This is a genomic window from Gordonia zhenghanii (genome assembly GCF_021738965.1).
Classification (GTDB): domain Bacteria; phylum Actinomycetota; class Actinomycetes; order Mycobacteriales; family Mycobacteriaceae; genus Gordonia; species Gordonia zhenghanii.
On the sequence record NZ_JAKKOQ010000007.1, the window covers coordinates 231412 to 251004 of the forward strand.

Here is a 19593-nt window from a genome sequence, read left to right on the forward strand (position 1 = left end):
TGGGTTCCGACCCGGGTGCGAGCACGCTCGAACCCGTGACGGAGTCATCGCCTGATCCACGAGGCGGACAGCCACCGAGCGCGGCGCACCCGGTACGTCAGGCAGGTCTTCGGGCTTGTCGGCGTGCGCTACGCGCTCCTACTGGTCGTCGCTTCCCAGACCCGATTGATCGGATCCAGTGCATGTGACGGCGGTCGTTCCGACATACCGCTGCGGGTCAGCTCCGGATTCACACCGGATTCCCTCTTCTCGACGCCCGAGCGAACAACCGCCGGGCGAACCTGTCGCGAACCCCAGTCTAACGGCGGCGCAGCGCTTTTCACATTCGCGAGACTGCGTGCGTCAAACCCTGGCGTCGACGGCCGATTCGGCCTTGCCGCCCGATTTGGCCAGCGCTTTCGCGGCGTCGAACTCGGCGTCGATCTCCGCGTTGGGACGGTACGTGAACAGGCTGACGACGATCGCGACGACGAAGCTCGCGACGACGCCCGGCACGATCTCGTACATGTCGTCGCTCAACCACGACTGGCCCCACGCGTAGGCGACGACCGCGCCCGTCACGATCCCGGCGAGGGCGCCCCACGTGGTGAGTCGGCGCCAGTACAGGGACAGCACGATGGCCGGACCGAAAGCGGCGCCGAAGCCCGCCCACGCGAAGGCCACGAGGTCCAGGATGCTGTTCGACGGCGAGATCGCGAGCACCGCGGCGATCACCGCGATCGCGAGGACGCCGAGTCGGCCGAGTCGGACGTAGGTGATGTCGCTGAGTTCGCGTCGTCCGGTCTTGGCCGCGACCAGTTTGTACAGGTCCTCGATCAGCGCCGACGAGCAGACGATCAGCTGGGACGAGATGGTCGACATGATCGCGGCGAGCACCGCGGCCAGGACCAGACCCGCGATGAACGGGTGGAACAGGATCTGCGACAACGCGAGGAAGACGGTCTCGGCGTCGTCGGGAGCATCGGTCGGGTGCACGGCGAAGTACGCGATGCCGACCAGAGCGGTGCCGACGGCGCCGAGCGCGCACGCGAACATCCACGCGATGCCGATGCGGCGGGCGGTGCCTGCGTCCGCGGGGGAGCGCAGCGCCATGAAACGCACGATGATGTGCGGCTGCCCGAAGTAGCCGAGACCCCAGGCCGCCGACGAGATGATCGCGATGACCGAACTGCCTGCGAAGAAGCTCAGGTCGTCTGGGTCGACCGAGCGGACACCGTCGATGGTCGCGCCGACGCCGCCCAGGTCGATGATGCCGATGATCGGCACCGCCAACAGTGCGATCACGACCAGAACGCCTTGGGCGACGTCGGTCAACGACGCGCCGAGGAAGCCGCCGAACAGGGTGTACAGCATCGTCACGCCCGCGACGATCAGCATGCCGACGGTGTAGTCGACGCCGAACGCGCTGTCGAAGAACTTGCCGGAGGCGACCATGCCACTCGACACGTAGAACGTGAAGAACACCAGGATGATGACGCCGCACGTGATCCGGAGGATGCGGGACGTGTCGCGCAGACGTGTCTCGAAGAAGCTCGGGATGGTAATCGCGTCGCCTGCGACCTCGGTGTAGGCGCGCAGCCGGGGCGCGGTGAGCTTCCAGTTGGCCCACGCGCCGACCAGGAGACCGATCATGATCCAGGCCTCAGACAGGCCCGACAGGTACATCGCACCGGGCAGCCCCATCAGCAGCCATCCCGACATGTCCGACGCGCCTGCGCTCAACGCGGCGATCCACGGCTTGAGACCGCGGTCGGCGAGCATGTACCCGTCGAGGTTGTTCTTGGTCTTTCGGTAGGCGTAGAAGCCGATGCCGAGCATCGCCACGAAGTACAGGACGACGGCGAAGATCCGGAACGCTTCGCCGTCTGGCGCTACTGACATCGGGACTCCCTCTTATGTTCGTCGGAGACGCGGCTGCCGATCGACTGGTTCGTCAGGTCATCCGCCGTGAACGGCGGTACGACTTTGAACAGTATGTGATCCGCATCTCGTCGTCCGGCAAATTCTGCCGTCCCACAGTCGGACCCGGGATGTGGGTCCGAACGAATCGAGGCCACAGTATTCGTGCGAACGCACGAAGCGTCGGGCAGGGGAGTCGGTCCGGCGCCGTCAGTTCTGCATCGTCAGTTCTGCGGCGAGCCGGTGGAACGGTCGGTTCGGATTCCCGAAGCGGTGCAACGTCATCGAGACGGCCTGTTCGGTGAGCCAGTAGCGCAGTTCCACGCGGCCCGACGACGTCACGGCGTCGTCGAGGAGGACGACGTCGGCTCGCGCGGCGATCGCGTCCACGACGGTGTCGGACGCGGAGCCGACGAGCCGAACCCGCGGAGCGGTGATCGCGGGGATCGACGCGGCGAACTCGGCGTCGGACGCCGACGCCGCCGAGATGCCGAGCGCCGTGGCCGACCGTACGGTCTCGATCGTCGCCGGGCTCGCGTCGGGTGCGACGCTGACCTGCACGCGGGCTCCTGAGCGGGCTGCGGCGGCGAGCAGTCGAGCGGTGGGGGCGGCGCCCGCGTCGTGGGACACGCGCAGAACGACGTCGGCGCGGCGGTACCGGAAGACGTCGGCCTCCGAACTCAGTCCGGTCTCGTCGCGGCCCGCCCCGAACTCGGCGGCCCAGGCGCGGTCGTCGTCGGCGAGGGCCCGCGACAGCCAGGCGCGCTCGGCGTCGGTGAGCGTGGACGCGGCCGATCGCGCGAACGCGGCGATGGCCGGTGTGCGCGGCGGCTCGGGCGTCGCCGACGACGAGACGTCCGTGGGCGCGTCGGTCCACGTACCCAACAGCATCAGGTAGTTCGGGCCGCCGGCCTTGGAGCCCAGCCCCACAGACGAACGCTTCCAGCCGCCGAACGACTGGCGGCGGACGATGGCCCCGGTGATCCCGCGGTTCACGTAGAGGTTGCCCGCTTCGACGCGGCCGAGCCATGCCCTGGCCTCGTCGGGGTCGAGCGAGTGCAGGCCGGCAGTGAGCCCGAAGTCCGTGGCGTTCTGCAGGGCCAGCGCCTCGTCGAGATCGTCGGCGCGCATCAGCCCGAGGACCGGTCCGAAGCACTCGGTGAGGTGAAAGAACGACCCCGGCGCGACGCCGTCCTTGATGCCCGGCGACCAGAGCCGCCCGGTGTCGTCGAGCGCGCGGGGCTTCAACAGCCACGACTCGCCCGGCTCCAACGTGGTGAGCGCGCGAATCAACTTGTCGCTCGGCGCTTCGGTCAGCGGCCCGACAGTCGCCGACAGATCGGTCGGCCATCCGACGACCATCGACGACGCGGCGTCGACGAGTTGCCTGCGGAATCGTTCGGACGAGTAGACGCTGCCGACGAGGATGCCGAGTGAGGCGGCCGAACACTTCTGGCCTGCATGGCCGAACGCGCTGTGGACGAGGTCGGCGATCGCCAGGTCGCGGTCTGCGGACGGGGTGATGACCATCGCGTTCTTGCCGGAGGTCTCGGCGTTGACCTTCAGTTCCCTGTTCCACGACTGGAAGAGGGCTGCGGTGTCGGAGGCTCCCGTCAGAATGACGTGGTCGACGTTCGGGTGACTGATGAGGGCCCGACCGGCGGCGCCTTCGTCGGGGAACACTCCCTGGCACACGTCGCGGGGGACGCCCGCGTCCCACAGGGCCTGGAGCACCGCCGTCGAGCATCGAGGCGTGGGCGCTGCCGGTTTGTGGATGACGGCCGCTCCGACTGCGAGTGCGGCGAACGTCCCGCCCGCGGGGATGGCAATGGGGAAGTTCCACGGCGGCGTCACGACGATCACCCGGTCCGGCGTGAAGGCGGCGCCGTCGACGCGGTCGAGTTCGAGCGCCTGATGTGCGTAGTAGCGGGCGAAGTCGATGGCCTCGGAGATCTCGGGGTCCGACTGCGCGACTGACTTGCCTGCCTCGGCTGCGGCGATCGACACGAGGTGTCCTCGGCGGCGTGCCAAGAGGCCGGCAGCGCGGTACAGGACGGCGGCGCGGTCGGCTGCGGGGCGGGCCGACCACTCGACGGCGGCGGCGCGAGCGCGTTCGACGAGGCCGTCGATCGCGGACGCGGCGACCACGGGCGGGACGCTCTGCGCGTCGAGCCATCCGGGTGCGGCGCTGCGGACGATCGCCGCACGCGCCCACGCCTGGTTCGCGGGCAGAGCCGGATCGGTGTCGGGCTCGTTCGTGAACGGCGGGAGTTCGCCGGACAGCGGCGTCGGCTCGGCCGTCTCCTCGGCGGCGCGGTTCTGGCGGTGATTCGGCGGTGGGGGAGTCTCACCGTGCTCGTCGAGCGTCCGCCGCAGGCCGTCGACCGCAGCGCCGAACCTGTCCTCCTCCCGACGGTGGACGTCGCTGCCCGGCGCGAGATCGAAGATGCCCGACATGAAGTTCTCCGACGCCGCGTTCTCCTCCAGGCGCCGGACCAGGTACGAGATCGCGACGTCGAACTCCGCGGGTTTCACCGTCGGCACGTACAGCAGCAGGCGGCCGACGTCGGCGCTCACGACTTCGGCCTGTTCGGTTGCCATGCCCTGCAGCATCTCGAACTCCACCCGGTCGGCGACGCCGCGCGAGTCGGCGACCAGGTGAGCGAAGGCGATATCGAACAGGTTGTGGCCCGCGACGCCGAGGCGGAGTCCGGCCATCCGGTCGCGCGTGCACACCCAGTGCAGGACACGTTTGTAGTTGGCGTCCGTTGCGGCCTTCGATGTGCACGTCGCCTTCGGCCAGCCCGCGACCTCGGCGTGGACGGACTCCATCGCCAGGTTCGCGCCCTTGACCAGCCGAACCTTGATGCCTGCGCCGCCCGTCGCGACCCGCTCGGCTCCGAAAGCGGCGAGGCGCTGCATGGCGCCGAGCGCATCGGGCAGGTAGGCCTGCAGGACGATCCCCGCCTCGTAGTGATGCAGGTCGGGCATCGACAGGAGTCGGGTGAACACCGCAATCGTCAACTCGAGGTCGCGGTACTCCTCCATGTCGAGGTTGATGAACTTGCTGCCTGCGGGGGCGGCCGCGGCTTCGCGATACATCGGGACCAGGCGCTCCACGACGTAGTCGACGGTCTCGTCGAACGCCCACATGGAGATCTGCGACGCGATCGACGACACCTTGATCGAGACGTAGTCGACGTCGTCGCGGCGAAGCAGTGCGCGTGCGTCTGCGAGATGGTTGTCGGCCTCGCCGTCGCCGAGGACGGCTTCGCCGAGCGGGTTGACGTTCAGTCGGTGTTCGCCCGCGCGCAGAGTCTTCACCGCTTTCGCGAACGGCTTCTCGCGTGCGTCGACGATCATGTGTCCGACCATCGCGCGCATCCGCGCGCGAGCCACCGGGATCACCAGCCTCGGGAACCGCCTCGAGAGAACTGCACCGGAACGGAGTTGGAGGCGGTCGAGTGCGCTCAACGAGTCCGGTGCGTCGGCGACGATCTCGGCGAGCGCGGTTCCCGCGGCCGCGGTGTCCTCGGTGCCGATCACCCGGTCGACGAAACCGACGGTGAAGTCGAGTCCCTTCGGGTCGGAGAGGACGGCGGCCAGACGTCGTGCGGAGGCGTGCGGACGGGCGGAGTGCGCACCGGCGTCGGTGAGCCACCGGGTCACCTGCAGGCGGGTGCGATCGGCGAGATCAGCGAGGTCGCTCTCGACCGTGTGGTGCTGGGAGTCGTGCGCAGTGGTCATGTCTGTCAGTACAGCCCGCAGAGATGGCGGCGGCCTCGTGCATTCACACAAGAGTTTCGGTGAATAGTTGTCGGATTGTCTGAACCTGCTGACAGAATGCGGATATGGCGGAGACCGAGGTGATGTCGTTGAGGGAGGTTGTCGACTCACTCGACACCGCGGTCGACTGGGCGGTGCTCGGCGAGGCCGCCGACGTCCGGGTCGCGGACGTGTCGATGATCGACGCAGACGACATCGCGGCACGTGCGGACACGACGACCGACCTCGTGATTCTCGTCGGCGTGGACGCGGACGGCGTGCGCGAATGGCTGGCGACCAGGTCCGGTGACGGGCCGCGAGCGATCCTGACCAAGGCCTTCGTCGGACCGGCCCAGGCCGAGCCGGTCGTCGACGAGTCGGGCGTCGCGGTGGTCGGCGTGCACGCTCGAGCACGATGGGACCGGATCGTGGGGATAGTGCAGGCCGACCTGCACCGCGGACGCGAATCGGTGGCGCAGGACGGCGGTCCGGACGCGCCGGTCGACGTCGACCTCGTCGGACTGGTCGCACTGGTGGCGCGGGGCACCGGCGGACTCGTGTCGATCGAGGACGCGACGAGCGCGCGGGTGCTCGCGTACTCGCCGTCGAACGGCGAGGCCGACGATCTGCGCGTACAGACGATCCTCGGCCGGGAGGGGCCGCCGACGTACCTTGCGCTGCTTCGCAAGTGGGGTGTGTTCGACGCGATTCGCCGTGGCGGCGAAGTGGTGGACGTACCCGCCGACGACGACCACGCGATGCGCCGCCGGTTGGTGATCGGTGTGCACAGCGGTACGGGCCGACACCTCGGCTCCATCTGGGTGCAGGAAGGGGCCACCGGACTCGCTGCCGACTCGGCCGACGTGCTCACCGGCGCCGCGTCGGTCGCCTCGCGGATTCTGACGCGGGCGATACAGGCGCCGTCGGCCGAAGCACAACTGCTGCAACGACTCTTCGGCGAACACGGCGGGGTCGACGCGTCGTCGGCCGGCGCCTACCTCGGATGGGCGGTCGATGAACGCGCGGCGGTGATCGGCGTGGCCTCGGAAGGCGGAGCAGCGGCGCGATCGGCCATCGGAGCAGTGGGCGGAGCGCTGCGTCTGCACGCGAGCGCGTATGCGGCGTCGGCGCTGACGACGGTGATCGACGACCGTGCGTACATCGTGCTGCCCGCGGCCGACGTCGCGCCGGTGACCCGGTGGGTCGGAACGCTGGTGGCCCGGTTCGACGGCGATCCGGCTCTCGACGGCGCGCGACTGCACGCCACTGTCGTCTTTCCCGTCGACGGTCTCGCCGAGGTCTCCCGAGCGCGCAGCGAGGTGGACCGCGTCTTCGCGGCGACCGGCTCGGGTCGGGTCGATCGCGTGACGACCCTGGCGAAAGCACGCACCGCCGTACTGATGGGCGAGATCCTCGACGCGGTCGCAGGCCGCGCCGACCTCGTCGACCCGCGTGTCACGGCGATGGTCGAGTACGACACCGACCGCGCCGCGCACCTGGAGGAAAGCGTGCGCGCCTACCTCGACGCCCACGGCAACGTCCGCGACGCGGCCAACCGAATCGGCGTCCACCCGAACACGCTGCGCTATCGCATCGATCGCGCCCGGCAGGTGTCGGGCCTGAACCTGGACGATCCCGCCGAGCGGCTGCTCACCTCGCTGCAACTCGCGATGCTGGATCGCCGCCGGTCTACCGCCGGTTGAGCGCGGTTTCGACGCGGCTCAACCGGCTACGGGGTGGTCTTTGTGTGGTTGGTTGAGCGAGCGGAGCGAGTCGAAACCCCAGGCGTGTTCGTGTGAGGGTTTTGACGCGGCTCAACCAGCTACGGGGGCGAGTCTTTGTGGTTGGTTGAGCGAGCGGAGCGAGTCGAAGCCCCTGGTGTGCTCCTGTGAGGGGTTTCGGCGCGGCTCAACCAACTACAGACAGATCGAGGTTGTGTGGCTGGTTGAGCCCCACGTGCCACGGGGGCGGTGTATGAACAATCATATTTGCGGCATCCGTGCAGGGTATGGTGCCGCACGAGATCCGAGGACCCTTGAGGGGGCAGCAGAACGGGCCGGGACATCCGTACGGTCGAGGTCATGAGTACTCAATCACTCGCATTCGAATGGACGGAGACCAACCGAGAGTGGCTGATCGAGACCCCGATCAGGATCGCGTGCTTCATCGTCGCCGCAGTGGTGATCCGGTGGCTGTTGTTCCGCCTCATCGACCGGGTGACCCGGCCGCGGGTCGGCCGCGAGGACGGCGGGCCGCGTCTGATCAAGGGCCTGCGTGAGCGGTCGGCCGCCCGAACGCCCAAGGCTAACGCCCGTCGGACACAACGCGCCAAGACGATAGGTTCGGTCCTCAAATCGACAGTGTCGGTCGTGATCCTCGTGTGGCTGGTGCTGACCGTCCTGGCTGAACTCGACGTCAACATCGCGCCGTTCATCGCATCGGCCGGGATCATCGGACTGGCGATCGGTTTCGGCGCCCAGCACCTGGTGGCCGACATCGTGTCCGGCGTCTTCATGATGATGGAAGACCAGTACGGCGTCGGCGACATCGCCGACTTCGGCGAAGTGATCGGCGAGATCGAATCCGTCGGACTGCGCATCACCACCGTCCGCGACGTGGACGGCACTCTCTGGTACATCCGCAACGGCGAGATCGAACGGGTCGGCAACATGAGTCAGGACTTCGCCGTCGCCCGCCTCGAGGTGCCCGTTGCGGTCGACGCCGACCTGGACCGGGCGCAAGAGGTCGCCCTGCGCGCTGCTCAGCGCGGCGCCCGCGACTCCGAGATCGCCGCCGAAGTCCTCGGCGAACCGGAGATGCTCGGCGTCCAGGAGGTCACGTCGTCGCACGCGATGCTGCGGATGACGGTCACGACCAAACCCGGCGCGCAGTGGGGCGTGCAACGCCATCTGCGCAACCGGGTCCTCGGCGACTTCGACCGCGAGTCGATCAAGATGCCGATGCAGTCGTGGGGCGAGGCGCTCGCCGGGCCGCGGTAGGGGTCTCGACTCCGCTCGACCGGCGAGCGGGGTCGGGGTTACCGGGTGATCGCCGCGATGATCTGCGGACGGAGGTCGGCGGCCGCGATGACGGCGTCGACGGAACCGACGCGGACAGCGCGGTGGATGTCGTGGACGCCGTCGAACTCGGCTGCCATCGCCGAGATCTTCTCCGCGCGCACCGAGGTGCGCAGTTCGTCGAGTTCGGCGGTCAGCGAAGCGCGCTCGGGGCCGGACACGTCGGAGGCCCGCTCGGCGAGCTTCTGCACGCGCGGGTCCTTCTCTGTGCGCATACCGACTTCGCCTGCGAAGACGACGGCCGCCGCGGGAGCCCCGCCGAGAACCGAGGCGAACGAGCCGTCGATCGCCAACACCGTCATATTCGGGTTCAGTGCCTTCGAGAACACCACGAACGCACCGCCGTGGTAGCGGGAGATGACGCAGAAGACGATCGGACCGTCGAAGTTGATGATCGCTCGACCGATCTCGGCGCCGTACTCCAACTGCAGCTTGCGCAGTGACTCCGGCGATCCGTCGAAGCCGGACAGGTTTGCCAACACGACTACCGGGCGGTTCCCACTGGCGGCGTTGATCGCGCGAGCCGCCTTCTTCGACGACTGCGGGAACAACGTGCCCGCGCTGAAGGTGTCCGGGCCGTCGGTCGGCAGGAAGCCGCGGCGATTGATCGGCGTCGACTCGATGCCGATCAGGGTGACCGCGTTGCCACCGACGTGCGTGTCCTGGACGACGACGGTGTCGGCGTCGCCCATGCCGGCCCAGCGCTCGAGAGCGGGCAGATCCTGGTCGACCACGGCACGCATCACCGAACGGATGTCGAACGGCTTCTTCCGGTCCGGGTTGGCCGTCGCCGAGAAGATCTCGCCGACCGTCGCGAACTCGCTGCCCTCCGCGTCGTGCGGGAAGTCGGAGATGTCGCGGTCGATGGGGTCCGACGAGACGGCCACGCGCGGAGCGTCCTCACCGGGCACGACGTAGCTGTGCTCGTAGTGGCTCATCACGATGCCGATCGCCGACGTCAGGTCGGGCGCCCAGTACTGCGCCTCGCCGTTCGGTCCCATCACACGGTCGTAGCCGCCGATGCCGTAGTTGTCCTCGGCCGACACGCCGCCGGAGAAATCCAGTGCCTGCTTGCCGGTCAACACCATCGACGAGTCCGGGGTCATCACGAGGATGCCCCGCGTGTGCATCAGCATCGTCGCTTCGGCGTTCCAGTACGCCTGTCCGCCGACGTTGATGCCGCTGACGACGATGTTGATCTCGCCGCCGTCCTGCGTGAACTCGACGATGCGCTTGAGCGTCGCGGCCACCCAGTCGAGGTTCTCGGTGCCGGAGTCCATGCGGACCGCGGCGCCGGACGACAACGCGTACCACTCGACCGGAAGCCTCAACTCCTCGGCGAGATCGAGGGCCGCGGTGTAGCGGCGGCACTCCGGCTCGGTCAACGCGCCGAGCGCCTTCGTCGGATCACCGAGCATGACGACGCGCTGCACGCCCTCCGGGTACTTCTGGGTCGGGGTGTTCACGACACCGACGACGACGGCCGCGGTGTTGGCGCCCTTGGGACGGTCGACGGGGCGCAGGGCGTCGTCGACGAGGTCGTACTCGGTGAAGTCACCGAGCTTGTCCACCAACTCGTACGGGTAGACGGTGCCGCGGCTGGCAGCCTTCAACACCTTCTGGCGGTATTCGTCGAACGGCTCGACCGGGTCGTCTTTCGGCTCGCCGACCACGACCGACGGGGCGCCTGCCGAATCGAACGTGATCCGCACGGCGACCTTCGACAACGCGCGAGTCTTCTTATCGCGCTGGCGACCGATCAGCAGGACCTCTTCGAGTCCCGCTCCGTCGACCGACGCCGTCTCGATGGTGTGCTGGACGATCCGGCGCAGCGCATTGTTCGACACGTCAATCGACGGCCAGATGTACATGACGATGCGGTTGGTGTTGAACCGCTTGTTCGACGGACGCTCGGTCTGTGCACGGCGGATCGCGTCGACACACGTGGCGAACGTGGTCTCGGCAGTCGGCAGCGTCAACAGTTCGCCGTCGTCGGCGACCGCTGTCAGGTCACGGATCTGGGCGAAGGCGATGAGCCGGTCGTCTGCCGGGTTGGTCGTGGCGACCGCCCGGAACAAGTACACCTCCTCGTCGTCGGACGACGACAGTCGCGTCAGATCGAACTTGCGCAGTCGTTCCATCTGCATGCGGCGCGCGATATGCGGGTGCAGGCCGCGGATCAACCGGTCTTCGGTCAACCCGGTCGCCGACTGGCGGAACGTGAAGTGGTGATGCATCGTGTCGTCGCCGCGACCGGCGACGGTCGCGGTGATCCGGTGCACCGACTCGGGGAGCGTGCCCGCGCTGATCACGTCGTACAGCGCCGCTGCACGCTCGTCGAACGATGCGGGCTGACGCTCCCACCGCAGGTAGATGTCGGCGTCCAGCGACGGGGTGTCCGCGGCCAGCTCGACGAGGCCTTTCAGTGCGTCGGCCAGATCGTCGAAGCTCGCGGCGACCGACACCAGCGTCGACCCGTCGCGTTCGGCGACGACGAACGTGCATCCACCGGTCCGATGCGACGCGATCTTCGAGACGCCCTTGTTGCCGTAGTAGCGGCGGGTCAGGACTTCGAGCATGACGGCGTCGTCGAGGTCGTCGTTCTCGAGGCGTTCGCTCAGGATCGACACGAGCGGCTCGGTGCTGCGGACCATGTCGGCGATGCGCTGGGCGCGGTCGGCGGCCTTCGGGTCGGCGTCCAGGGCCGCGAGATGCTCACGCACCCGGGTGTAGACGGCGTCGCGGGTGCGGCGCAGACGCGGCTGGCCGTACCAGGCGTGCAGGACCCCGCGCGCAAGATCGGCGACAACAGGAAGGCGGCCCTGGGTCGCGGCGACGAGACGTTCGAGCGAACGGCCGGTCGCCTCGCTGTCGGCGTGGTCGGGGGCGGGCTCGCTCAGCCAGCAGCGCAGGACCGAGGTGATCACCGGGATCGTCGCGGCCTGACGTCCCAACGCCAGGAAGATCCGGAAGACGGCCTCTTCCAGGTCGGGAGTGCGTTCGAGTTCGTCGACTCCGTAGTGCTGCAACGCGTACGACAGCTTCTTCTGGAAACGGTCGGGAACGCCTGCGACGTCGACGTCGAGGCTCTGCAGATACGTGTGGAAGTGCTCGCGGGCGCTGTGCACGCGGGCGTCGCTGACGGACTCGTCGGACGGTCGCTGTTCGGACAGCGCGGAGATGTCGCCGAACACGGTGACCAGTTCGGTCTCGGCTTCGTGCGGCGCGAACCCGTTCGCGACGGCGTCGTCGCGGGCCGCGAGGTAATCGTCGAGGAGGCGACCGTTGTCGGCGGGGTCGCCGTCGAAGCCGAGCAGCAGACCGCGCAGGTCTTCGAGGCCGCGAGCGAACAGTTCGTCGGTGCCGACGGGATCCGGAGTGTCCGGCAGATCGAGGGCCGCGGCGGCGGACGTCGTCTCGGCGCCTTCGGCGTCGTCTTCGATCGGTTCCAGACGGAGCAGAGCGACACCGGTCTCCACCTGCGCGCCGACCGAGACCGCGCACTCTTTGAGGCGCGCCTTGAACGGCGCCCGCAGGACGGTCTCCATCTTCATGGACTCCAGGACGAGCACGGGATCGCCGGCCTCGACCTCGGCTCCGACCTCGAGCGGGGTCGCGATCACGAGAGCCGGAGCCGGTGCGCGGACCACGCCGCCTTCGTCGCGGCTGACGCGGTGGGTGACGCCGTCGACGTCCACCAGGTGGATCGGCCCGAACGTGTCGGTCAGCAGTCGGTAGCGGACGCCGTTGATCCGGACCTGACCGGCGTGCGTGTCGAAGCGTTCGAGGTCGACGTCGGCGGTCCGGGAGTCCTCGCCCGCCTCCACGACGACGCGGAAACGGTGCGCGCCGACGCGGGCGACGCGCACCCGGTAGGTGACACCGCGGAGTTTGAAGTCCAGCGGGCGGCCGCTCTCGTGGTGCACCTGCGGGCGTCCACCCGACGCGGTGACGAACAGGCGGGTCCGCTCGGCGAACTCCTCCTCCTCGTACGCGTCGATCGCGGCGGCGGCGAGCGCGACCGTCGAATGCTGATGGGAGACGAGACGGCCTTCGTCGCGGACGCGGTCGATCCATCCGGTGTCGGCGGAGCCGTCGATGACCTCGGGCTGATTCAACAGTTCGAGGACGAAGCTCTTATTGGTCGCGCCGCCTTCGATGACGACGCCGGTGCGGCTCATCGCGCGGCGCAGACGGCCGAGCGCCTCATTGCGGTCGCGACCGTAGGCGATGACCTTCGCGATCATCGAGTCGAAGTCGGCGGGGATCGTGTCGCCTTCGCTGACGCCGGTGTCGACGCGGATACCGGGGCCGGTCGGCAGGCTCAGGCGGGCGATGCGTCCGGGGGCGGGGGAGAAGTCGCGGTCGGGGTCTTCGGCGTTGAGGCGGGCTTCGATGGCGTGTCCGCGCTCGACGGGCTTCTCGCCCTCCAACGTGTTGCCGGACGCGACGTGCAGCTGTGCACGGACCAGGTCGAAGCTGTTGGTGAGCTCGGTGATCGGGTGTTCCACCTGCAGGCGGGTGTTGACCTCGAGGAAGGCGAACAGCTTCTCGCCCGGGTGGTAGAGGAACTCGACGGTGGCGGCTCCGCGGTAGCCGACCGCGTTCGCGAGGCGCTCGGCAGAGGTCTTGACCTCGTCGGCCTGCTCGTCGGTGAGCACCGGCGACGCCGACTCCTCGATGACCTTCTGGTTGCGGCGCTGCACCGAGCAGTCGCGGACGCCGAGAGCCCATGCGGTGCCCTGCCCGTCGGCGATCACCTGGACCTCGACGTGGCGGGCTCCGGTGACGAGACGTTCCAGGAAGACGACGCCGCTGCCGAAGGCGCGCTCGGCCTCCTCGCGGGTGCGCTGGTACGCGTCGACGAGTTCGCTGTCGTCGGACACCTTGCGGATGCCGCGGCCTCCGCCGCCCGCGGTCGCCTTCAACATCAGCGGGTAGCCGATGTGCGCCGCGGCCGCCTTGGCCTCTTCGACGTCGTTGACCGGTCCGCGGCTCCACGGCGCCACCGGGACTCCGACTTCTTCGGCGATCAGCTTGGCGCCGATCTTGTCGCCCAGCTTGCGCATCGCCTCGGCGGACGGGCCGATGAACGTGACGCCGATGCGGTCGCACAGTTCGGCGAACGCCGGATCTTCGGCGACGAAGCCCCAGCCGACCCACGCCGCGTCGGCGCCCGACTCGACCAGTGCGCGTTCGAGGACCGCCATGTCGATGTAGGGGCGCGCAGACGCCGGACCGAGGTCGTACGCGATGTCCGCTTCGCGGACGTAGGTGGAGGTGCGGTCCACATCGGTGTGCAGGGCGACCACCTCGACCGACTCACCGGTCTCGGCACTGAGGTCTCGAACGGCATTGATGAGGCGCATGCCGGCCTCGCCTCGGTTCACGATCGCGATGCGCTTGAACACGCAGAGCTCCTTGCTGTGGGGGAAAGTCGGGTCGGGCTGACGGGTAGGTCGTGTGCTCGGCAGGAGCGACGCGACACAGTGCCGTGGACGATTGTCGCAAGTTCGGTGTGCTGACGGCCACCCTTTCGGGTGTGACAAGAAACCCTTACTTGCTGGTAGCAGGCGATATCGGGGCCCGCAGCACTGTTACGCGCGAGTAGGGGTGCGGCTACGGGCGAGTATCGGACAGGGCGCCGGTCGTCAGGCCGAGCGCGCCCTCGGCGAAACGAGCCACCGGGCCGGACGCGTCGTCGAGTGCGTCGGCGTGTCCGTCACGGGCGACGCCGACCAGGTCGGCGGTGTCGTCGCCGGTCGGGACGACGCCGATCAGGGCGACGGTCTCGCCGGTCGTCGGGACGCACACGGCCCAGACGAACCGAGACTCGTCGGCCCACCCGTCGTTCGCGGCACGTACGTAGTCGGCGGGATCGGCGATGTCGAACAGCGCAAGCGCCCCGACGTCAGAGAGCCGGTCGTCGTCTCGCAGTGCGCGGAGATACCACGCCCCTGCGAAGACTTCGACCGGCTCCATGAACGTCAGTGCTGCTCGGCGATCGTCACTTGATCTCGAAGAGGACCGTGCCCTGGGTGACCGGGGCGCCTGCCTCGATCGACAGACCGGTGACGACACCGTCCTTGTGGGCGGTCACCGGGTTCTCCATCTTCATGGCCTCGAGCACGACGACCAGGTCGCCGGTTTCGACGGTGTCGCCCTCGGCGACGGCGACCTTGACGACGGTGCCCTGCATCGGCGCGGCCACGGCGTCGCCGGAGGCCGCCTTGCCGCCGCCCTTGGTGCGGGTACGGGCCTTCGGCTTCTTGCGGATGGCGCCGTTCGCGGAGCCACCGCCGCTCAGGTTCAGGTCACCGGGCAGCGAGACCTCGACGCGGCGTCCACCGACCTCGACGACGACCTTCTGACGCGGCTCGGCGTCGTCCTCGATCGGCTCGGCGCCCGCGTAGGGCTCGATCGTGTTGTCCCAGTCGGTCTCGATCCACTTCGTGTAGACGTCGAACTTCTCGCCGTCACCGATGAAGGCGGGGTTGGAGACGATGTGGCGGTGGAACGGGAGGACCGTGGCCAGACCTTCGACCTGGAACTCGGCGAGTGCGCGACGCGAACGCTCGAGCGCCTGCTGGCGGTTCTCGCCGGTGACGATCAGCTTGGCGAGCATCGAGTCGAACTGGCCGCCGATGACGTCGCCCTCGCGAACGCCTGAGTCGACGCGCACGCCCGGGCCGGTCGGCTCGCGGTAGGTGCTGATCGGACCGGGGGCGGGCAGGAAGCCGCGGCCTGCGTCCTCGCCGTTGATGCGGAACTCGAAGGAGTGCCCGCGCGGGGTCGGATCCTCGGTGATCGTCAGTTCCTTGCCCTCGGCGATACGGAACTGCTGGCGGACCAGGTCGATGCCCGCGGTCTCCTCGGTGACCGGGTGCTCCACCTGCAGGCGCGTGTTGACTTCGAGGAACGAGACGGTGTCGCCCTGGACCAGGTATTCGACGGTGCCCGCGCCATAGTAGCCGGCCTCCCGGCAGATCGCCTTGGCCGAGTCGTGGATGCGCGAGCGCTGATCGTCGGTCAGGAACGGCGCGGGGGCCTCCTCGACGAGCTTCTGGAAACGGCGCTGCAGCGAGCAGTCGCGAGTGCCTGCGACGACGACGTTGCCGTGCTGGTCGGCGATGACCTGTGCTTCGACGTGACGCGCCTGGTCGAGGTACTGCTCGACGAAGCACTCGCCGCGACCGAAAGCGGCGACGGCCTCGCGGGTCGCCGACTCGAACAGCTCGGGGATCTCCTCGACGGTCTGCGCGACCTTCATGCCGCGACCGCCGCCGCCGAACGCGGCCTTGATGGCGACCGGGACGCCGTAGGTCTTGGCGAACTCGACGACCTCGTCGGCTCCGCCGACCGGATCCTTGGTTCCGGCAGCCATCGGGGCCTTGGCGCGCTCGGCGATGTGGCGAGCAGTCACCTTGTCACCGAGATCGCGGATGCTCTCCGGCGACGGACCGATCCACGTGAGACCCGCGTCGATGACGGCCTGCGCGAACTCGGAGTTCTCCGAGAGGAAGCCGTAGCCCGGGTGGATGGCGTCGGCGCCCGACTGGGCTGCCGCGTCGAGCACCTTGTCGAACACGAGGTACGACTCGGCGGACGTCTGGCCGCCGAGAGCGAAGGCTTCGTCGGCGAGCCTGACGAACAGTGCGTCAGCGTCGGGCTCGGCGTATACCGCGACGCTGGCGATGCCTGCGTCCTTCGCGGCGCGGATCACGCGAACCGCGATCTCGCCGCGGTTGGCGATAAGAACCTTCTTGATGGTCGTCTGTGTGATCGAACTTGACACTGGCTCTCCTGGGGCGGGCCCACGCGTGGGCGTTCGTCGTAGCGGGCAGTGACGTCCGGGGGACGAACAGTCCGATACGGACCGCTCGTCGACGGGCGTCGGGGCTTGCGCGTCGCTCGCGGAGGTATCCACGTGTGGCGCTCACCGGGGTGCTCCGAATCTCGGGGCATCACGATTTCCGGGATTCAGCGTATAGCACCGAGCGATTGCTCGGTTGAGGCCGTCCTTGGAATTCGAGAACTGGTTCTACCGTGTCCCAGCTGTACTCGCCAGTAGCTGTGCGAAGTCGTCCAAGAACGGCAGGACCGGACCCGGCTGCTCCGCCGGGAACCGGGAGTGCATCCGCAGACCAGACGGTGTGCGGTTGAGCCAGACGTAGACCTCGTCGCCCGAATACGAATGACTGCGCAGAACCCGAGCCCAGCCGGCGTCCGCGTCTTCTGCGGTCGGCGTGCCGCGCGTGTCCATGTACGAGACGACGAACCGCGGAGCGGGCGGCGGACCGAGCAGTTCGGCCACTCGCAGGAACGGCAACGACGCGCCGTGCTTGCCGTCCTGCAGGCCCTGCGCAGCACGCCGGGTGGCCGTCGGCATGTCGGGCGAGTCCGAGACGTCGACGGCGACCGGGGAGAGGCCGACGAACCAGCCGAGCGCATGCAGCCACGCCCGATCGTTGCGCGTGTGCCGAGGCATCACTACGGCGAACTCCTGATCGGGAGCCGCCCGGTGGTAGGCGATCGCCATCGCGGCCAGTAGGCCGGCGACCAGGTTTCCGCCGGACTCTGCCGACACGGTCTCGAGCGCACGAGTCTGCGCGTCGTCGAGCAGTCGCAGGGTTCGTGAGTCCTGGGGCGGGTGCTCGATGTCGAACGGCTCCTCCGGCGACGAGTCGACGGGAGTCAACGGAGCGAAATGCGGGACGGTTCCGTGGGTCGTCAGAAACGCGCGCCACGTCTGCACGGCCGGATGCGATCGGTCGGCCGCGTCGGCGCGGCCACGCTCGGCGTCGCTGAACTCGATGTAGCTGTTCGTGCGCGGCAGCGAGTGCGGACGGTCGTGTCGCGCCGCGTGGTACAGCTCAGTCAGCTCGTACTGGGCCGTCACGAGCGAATAGCCGTCGACCAACGAATGGTCTGCTGCGAACAGGATCGTGAACGAGTCCGCCCGGGCGACGGTCGAGAACCGATAGGCGGGCCAGTGCAGGGGAGCGGTCGCTCGGTCGAACGAGCCGGCCACCTGTTCCAGCAGCAACGGCGTCTCGGTGTACCAGCCGATCCGACTCATCGTCAGATGCACTGTTCCGGCAGGCGTGCTGTACCGCTCCGTGCGATCGTGTTTGAGGACGACGTGGGTGCGCAGGACCTCGTGGCGATCGATCCACGCCAGCATCGCGGCCCGCACCGAAGGCACCGACATCGGCTCGTCGAAGTCGATGGCCAGACCGAGCCACGACTCGCGTCCGCCTTCGCGTTGGGTTCGTGCTCGATACTCGAAGGCGGCGCGAAGATGCTGCTCATGGTTGTGCGAGGTCTGCCGGTCGTCGCGCCGCCAGCTACCGAGGCCGCCCTCGACGGTCGGAATCCACTCGACGAGACCGCCGGGCTCCACCTGGTCGTCGAGGATCTGCAGAAAGTCCATCCGAGACTACGAACTCGCCCCGCTCGTCTGCTCGGCGACCTGCCGCTTGATCCGACCAAGCATTCCGGCCATGCCGTTCAGACGCAGGGGGCTGATCACCGCCGCCAGGCCGAGATCGTGATGGAAGTCCGCGGGAACGCCGACGATCTCCTGGGCGGACGCGCCGTCCAGCCCCTGGTGCAGGATCGATGCGAAACCGCGTGTCGTCGGAGCCTCCGGAGGTGCACTGAAGAACAGTGCGACGGCAGACGGGTCGGACGCGTCCACCGACAGGAAGATCGGCGACTGGCACTCCGGGACGGGCTCCATCGCTTCTTCATGCATGGACTCGGGGATGGCCGGGAGTTCGTTCGCGAACTCCAGCAGCATCGTGACCTTGTCGGAGTCGCCGAGCGCCGAGAAGTCGTCGACGATCTCGGCCAGGGCTGAGGGCAGAGCCATCGCAGCGGCCCCCGTCAGCGCGCGGCGGGAGCCGAACCCGGCTCCTCGCCCTGCGCGATCGGCACCCGGACGCGGTTGCCCCACTCGGTCCACGAGCCGTCGTAGTTGCGGACGTTCGGGAAGCCAAGCAGGTGTGTCAGCACGAACCACGTGTGGCTCGAGCGCTCGCCGATCCGGCAGTAGGCGATCGTCGGCGTCTTCGGGTCGAACGCTCCGTAGATCTCCTCGAGTTCCGGACGGGTCCGGAACCGGCTGTCGGGCGCCGCGGCCTTGGCCCACGGGATAGACACGGCGGTCGGGATGTGGCCGCCGCGCAGTGCGCCTTCCTCGGGGTAGTCGGGCATGTGGGTGCGTTCGCCCGTGTACTCCTGCGGTGAACGCACGTCGATCAGCGGCGTGGTCCCCAACGACGTCAGAACGTCGTCGGCGAACGCGCGGATCGATGCATCGTTCCGCTCGACCACCGGGTAATCGGTGGCCGGGTACTCCGGAACGTCGAACGAGGTGTCGCGCTGCTCGTCCATCCATGCGTCGCGGCCGCCGTCGAGCAGACGGACGTCCTCGTGGCCGAACAGGGTGAACACCCAGAGGGCGTAGGCGGCCCACCAGTTGTTCTTGTCGCCGTAGATCACGACGGTGTCGTCGCGGGAGATGCCCTTGTCGCTCATCAACTTCGCGAACTGTTCGCCGTCGATGTAGTCGCGCGTCACCGGATCGTTCAGGTGGAGATGCCAGTCGACCTTCTGCGAGGTCGGGATGTGCCCGATGTCGTAGAGCAGGACGTCTTCGTCCGACTCCACGATCTTGAGTCCCGGAGCGCCCAGATGCGCCGACAGCCACTCGGTGCTGACGAGTCGTTCCGGGTGTGCGAACGCGGCGAAAGCTGGGTTCGAATCGAATTCCACTGGCATTAGCGAGGTCTCCCGAGTTCTGGTGCGAGGCGGCCGAAGCCGACTTTCATGTCCAGCATACGGTTGC

At 68.4% G+C, this 19593-nt stretch carries 10 protein-coding genes and 1 riboswitch; of the genes, 2 read left to right on the forward strand and 8 right to left on the reverse strand.

Annotated features, from left to right (window positions below; all coding sequences use genetic code 11):
* Window positions 1-83: 83 nt before the first annotated feature.
* Window positions 84-300, reverse strand: a riboswitch (cobalamin riboswitch).
* Between the two features lie 42 nt (window positions 301-342).
* Window positions 343-1881 (reverse strand): sodium/proline symporter PutP, encoded by a 1539-nt coding sequence (gene putP / locus L5G32_RS09760; RefSeq protein ID WP_237010839.1) that lies wholly within the window; start codon window positions 1879-1881, stop codon window positions 343-345.
* 228 nt (window positions 1882-2109) lie between these two features.
* Window positions 2110-5646, reverse strand: a complete 3537-nt coding sequence (locus L5G32_RS09765; protein ID WP_237010840.1) for a proline dehydrogenase family protein — start codon at window positions 5644-5646, stop codon at window positions 2110-2112.
* A gap of 104 nt (window positions 5647-5750) precedes the next feature.
* Between L5G32_RS09765 and L5G32_RS09770 the strand changes: the two genes are divergently transcribed.
* The gene (locus L5G32_RS09770; protein WP_237010841.1) at window positions 5751-7367 is read left to right on the forward strand and encodes a PucR family transcriptional regulator; all 1617 of its coding nucleotides are present in this window, start codon (window positions 5751-5753) and stop codon (window positions 7365-7367) included.
* A gap of 378 nt (window positions 7368-7745) precedes the next feature.
* Window positions 7746-8663 (forward strand): mechanosensitive ion channel family protein, encoded by a 918-nt coding sequence (locus L5G32_RS09775; protein ID WP_237010842.1) that lies wholly within the window; start codon window positions 7746-7748, stop codon window positions 8661-8663.
* 38 nt (window positions 8664-8701) lie between these two features.
* Here the strand turns inward: L5G32_RS09775 and L5G32_RS09780 are convergent, their stop codons facing one another.
* From L5G32_RS09780 to L5G32_RS09805, 6 genes are all read right to left on the reverse strand, one after another.
* Window positions 8702-14152: an ATP-binding protein gene (locus L5G32_RS09780; RefSeq protein WP_237010843.1), complete on the reverse strand. Its 5451-nt coding sequence runs from the start codon at window positions 14150-14152 to the stop codon at window positions 8702-8704.
* Between the two features lie 208 nt (window positions 14153-14360).
* Complete coding sequence (locus tag L5G32_RS09785) at window positions 14361-14723, reverse strand: hypothetical protein (protein ID WP_237010844.1); 363 nt, start codon at window positions 14721-14723, stop codon at window positions 14361-14363.
* Between the two features lie 25 nt (window positions 14724-14748).
* Window positions 14749-16536 carry an acetyl/propionyl/methylcrotonyl-CoA carboxylase subunit alpha gene (locus L5G32_RS09790; protein ID WP_237010845.1) on the reverse strand — a complete coding sequence of 596 codons (1788 nt, stop codon included), beginning with the start codon at window positions 16534-16536 and terminating at the stop codon, window positions 14749-14751.
* A 246-nt stretch (window positions 16537-16782) separates the two neighbouring features.
* Window positions 16783-18174 (reverse strand): condensation domain-containing protein, encoded by a 1392-nt coding sequence (locus tag L5G32_RS09795; RefSeq protein ID WP_237010846.1) that lies wholly within the window; start codon window positions 18172-18174, stop codon window positions 16783-16785.
* 6 nt (window positions 18175-18180) lie between these two features.
* Window positions 18181-18615, reverse strand: coding sequence for a SufE family protein (locus L5G32_RS09800; RefSeq protein WP_237010847.1), 435 nt, complete (start codon window positions 18613-18615; stop codon window positions 18181-18183).
* A 14-nt stretch (window positions 18616-18629) separates the two neighbouring features.
* Window positions 18630-19526 (reverse strand): sulfurtransferase, encoded by an 897-nt coding sequence (locus L5G32_RS09805; RefSeq protein ID WP_237010848.1) that lies wholly within the window; start codon window positions 19524-19526, stop codon window positions 18630-18632.
* Window positions 19527-19593 lie beyond the last annotated feature (67 nt).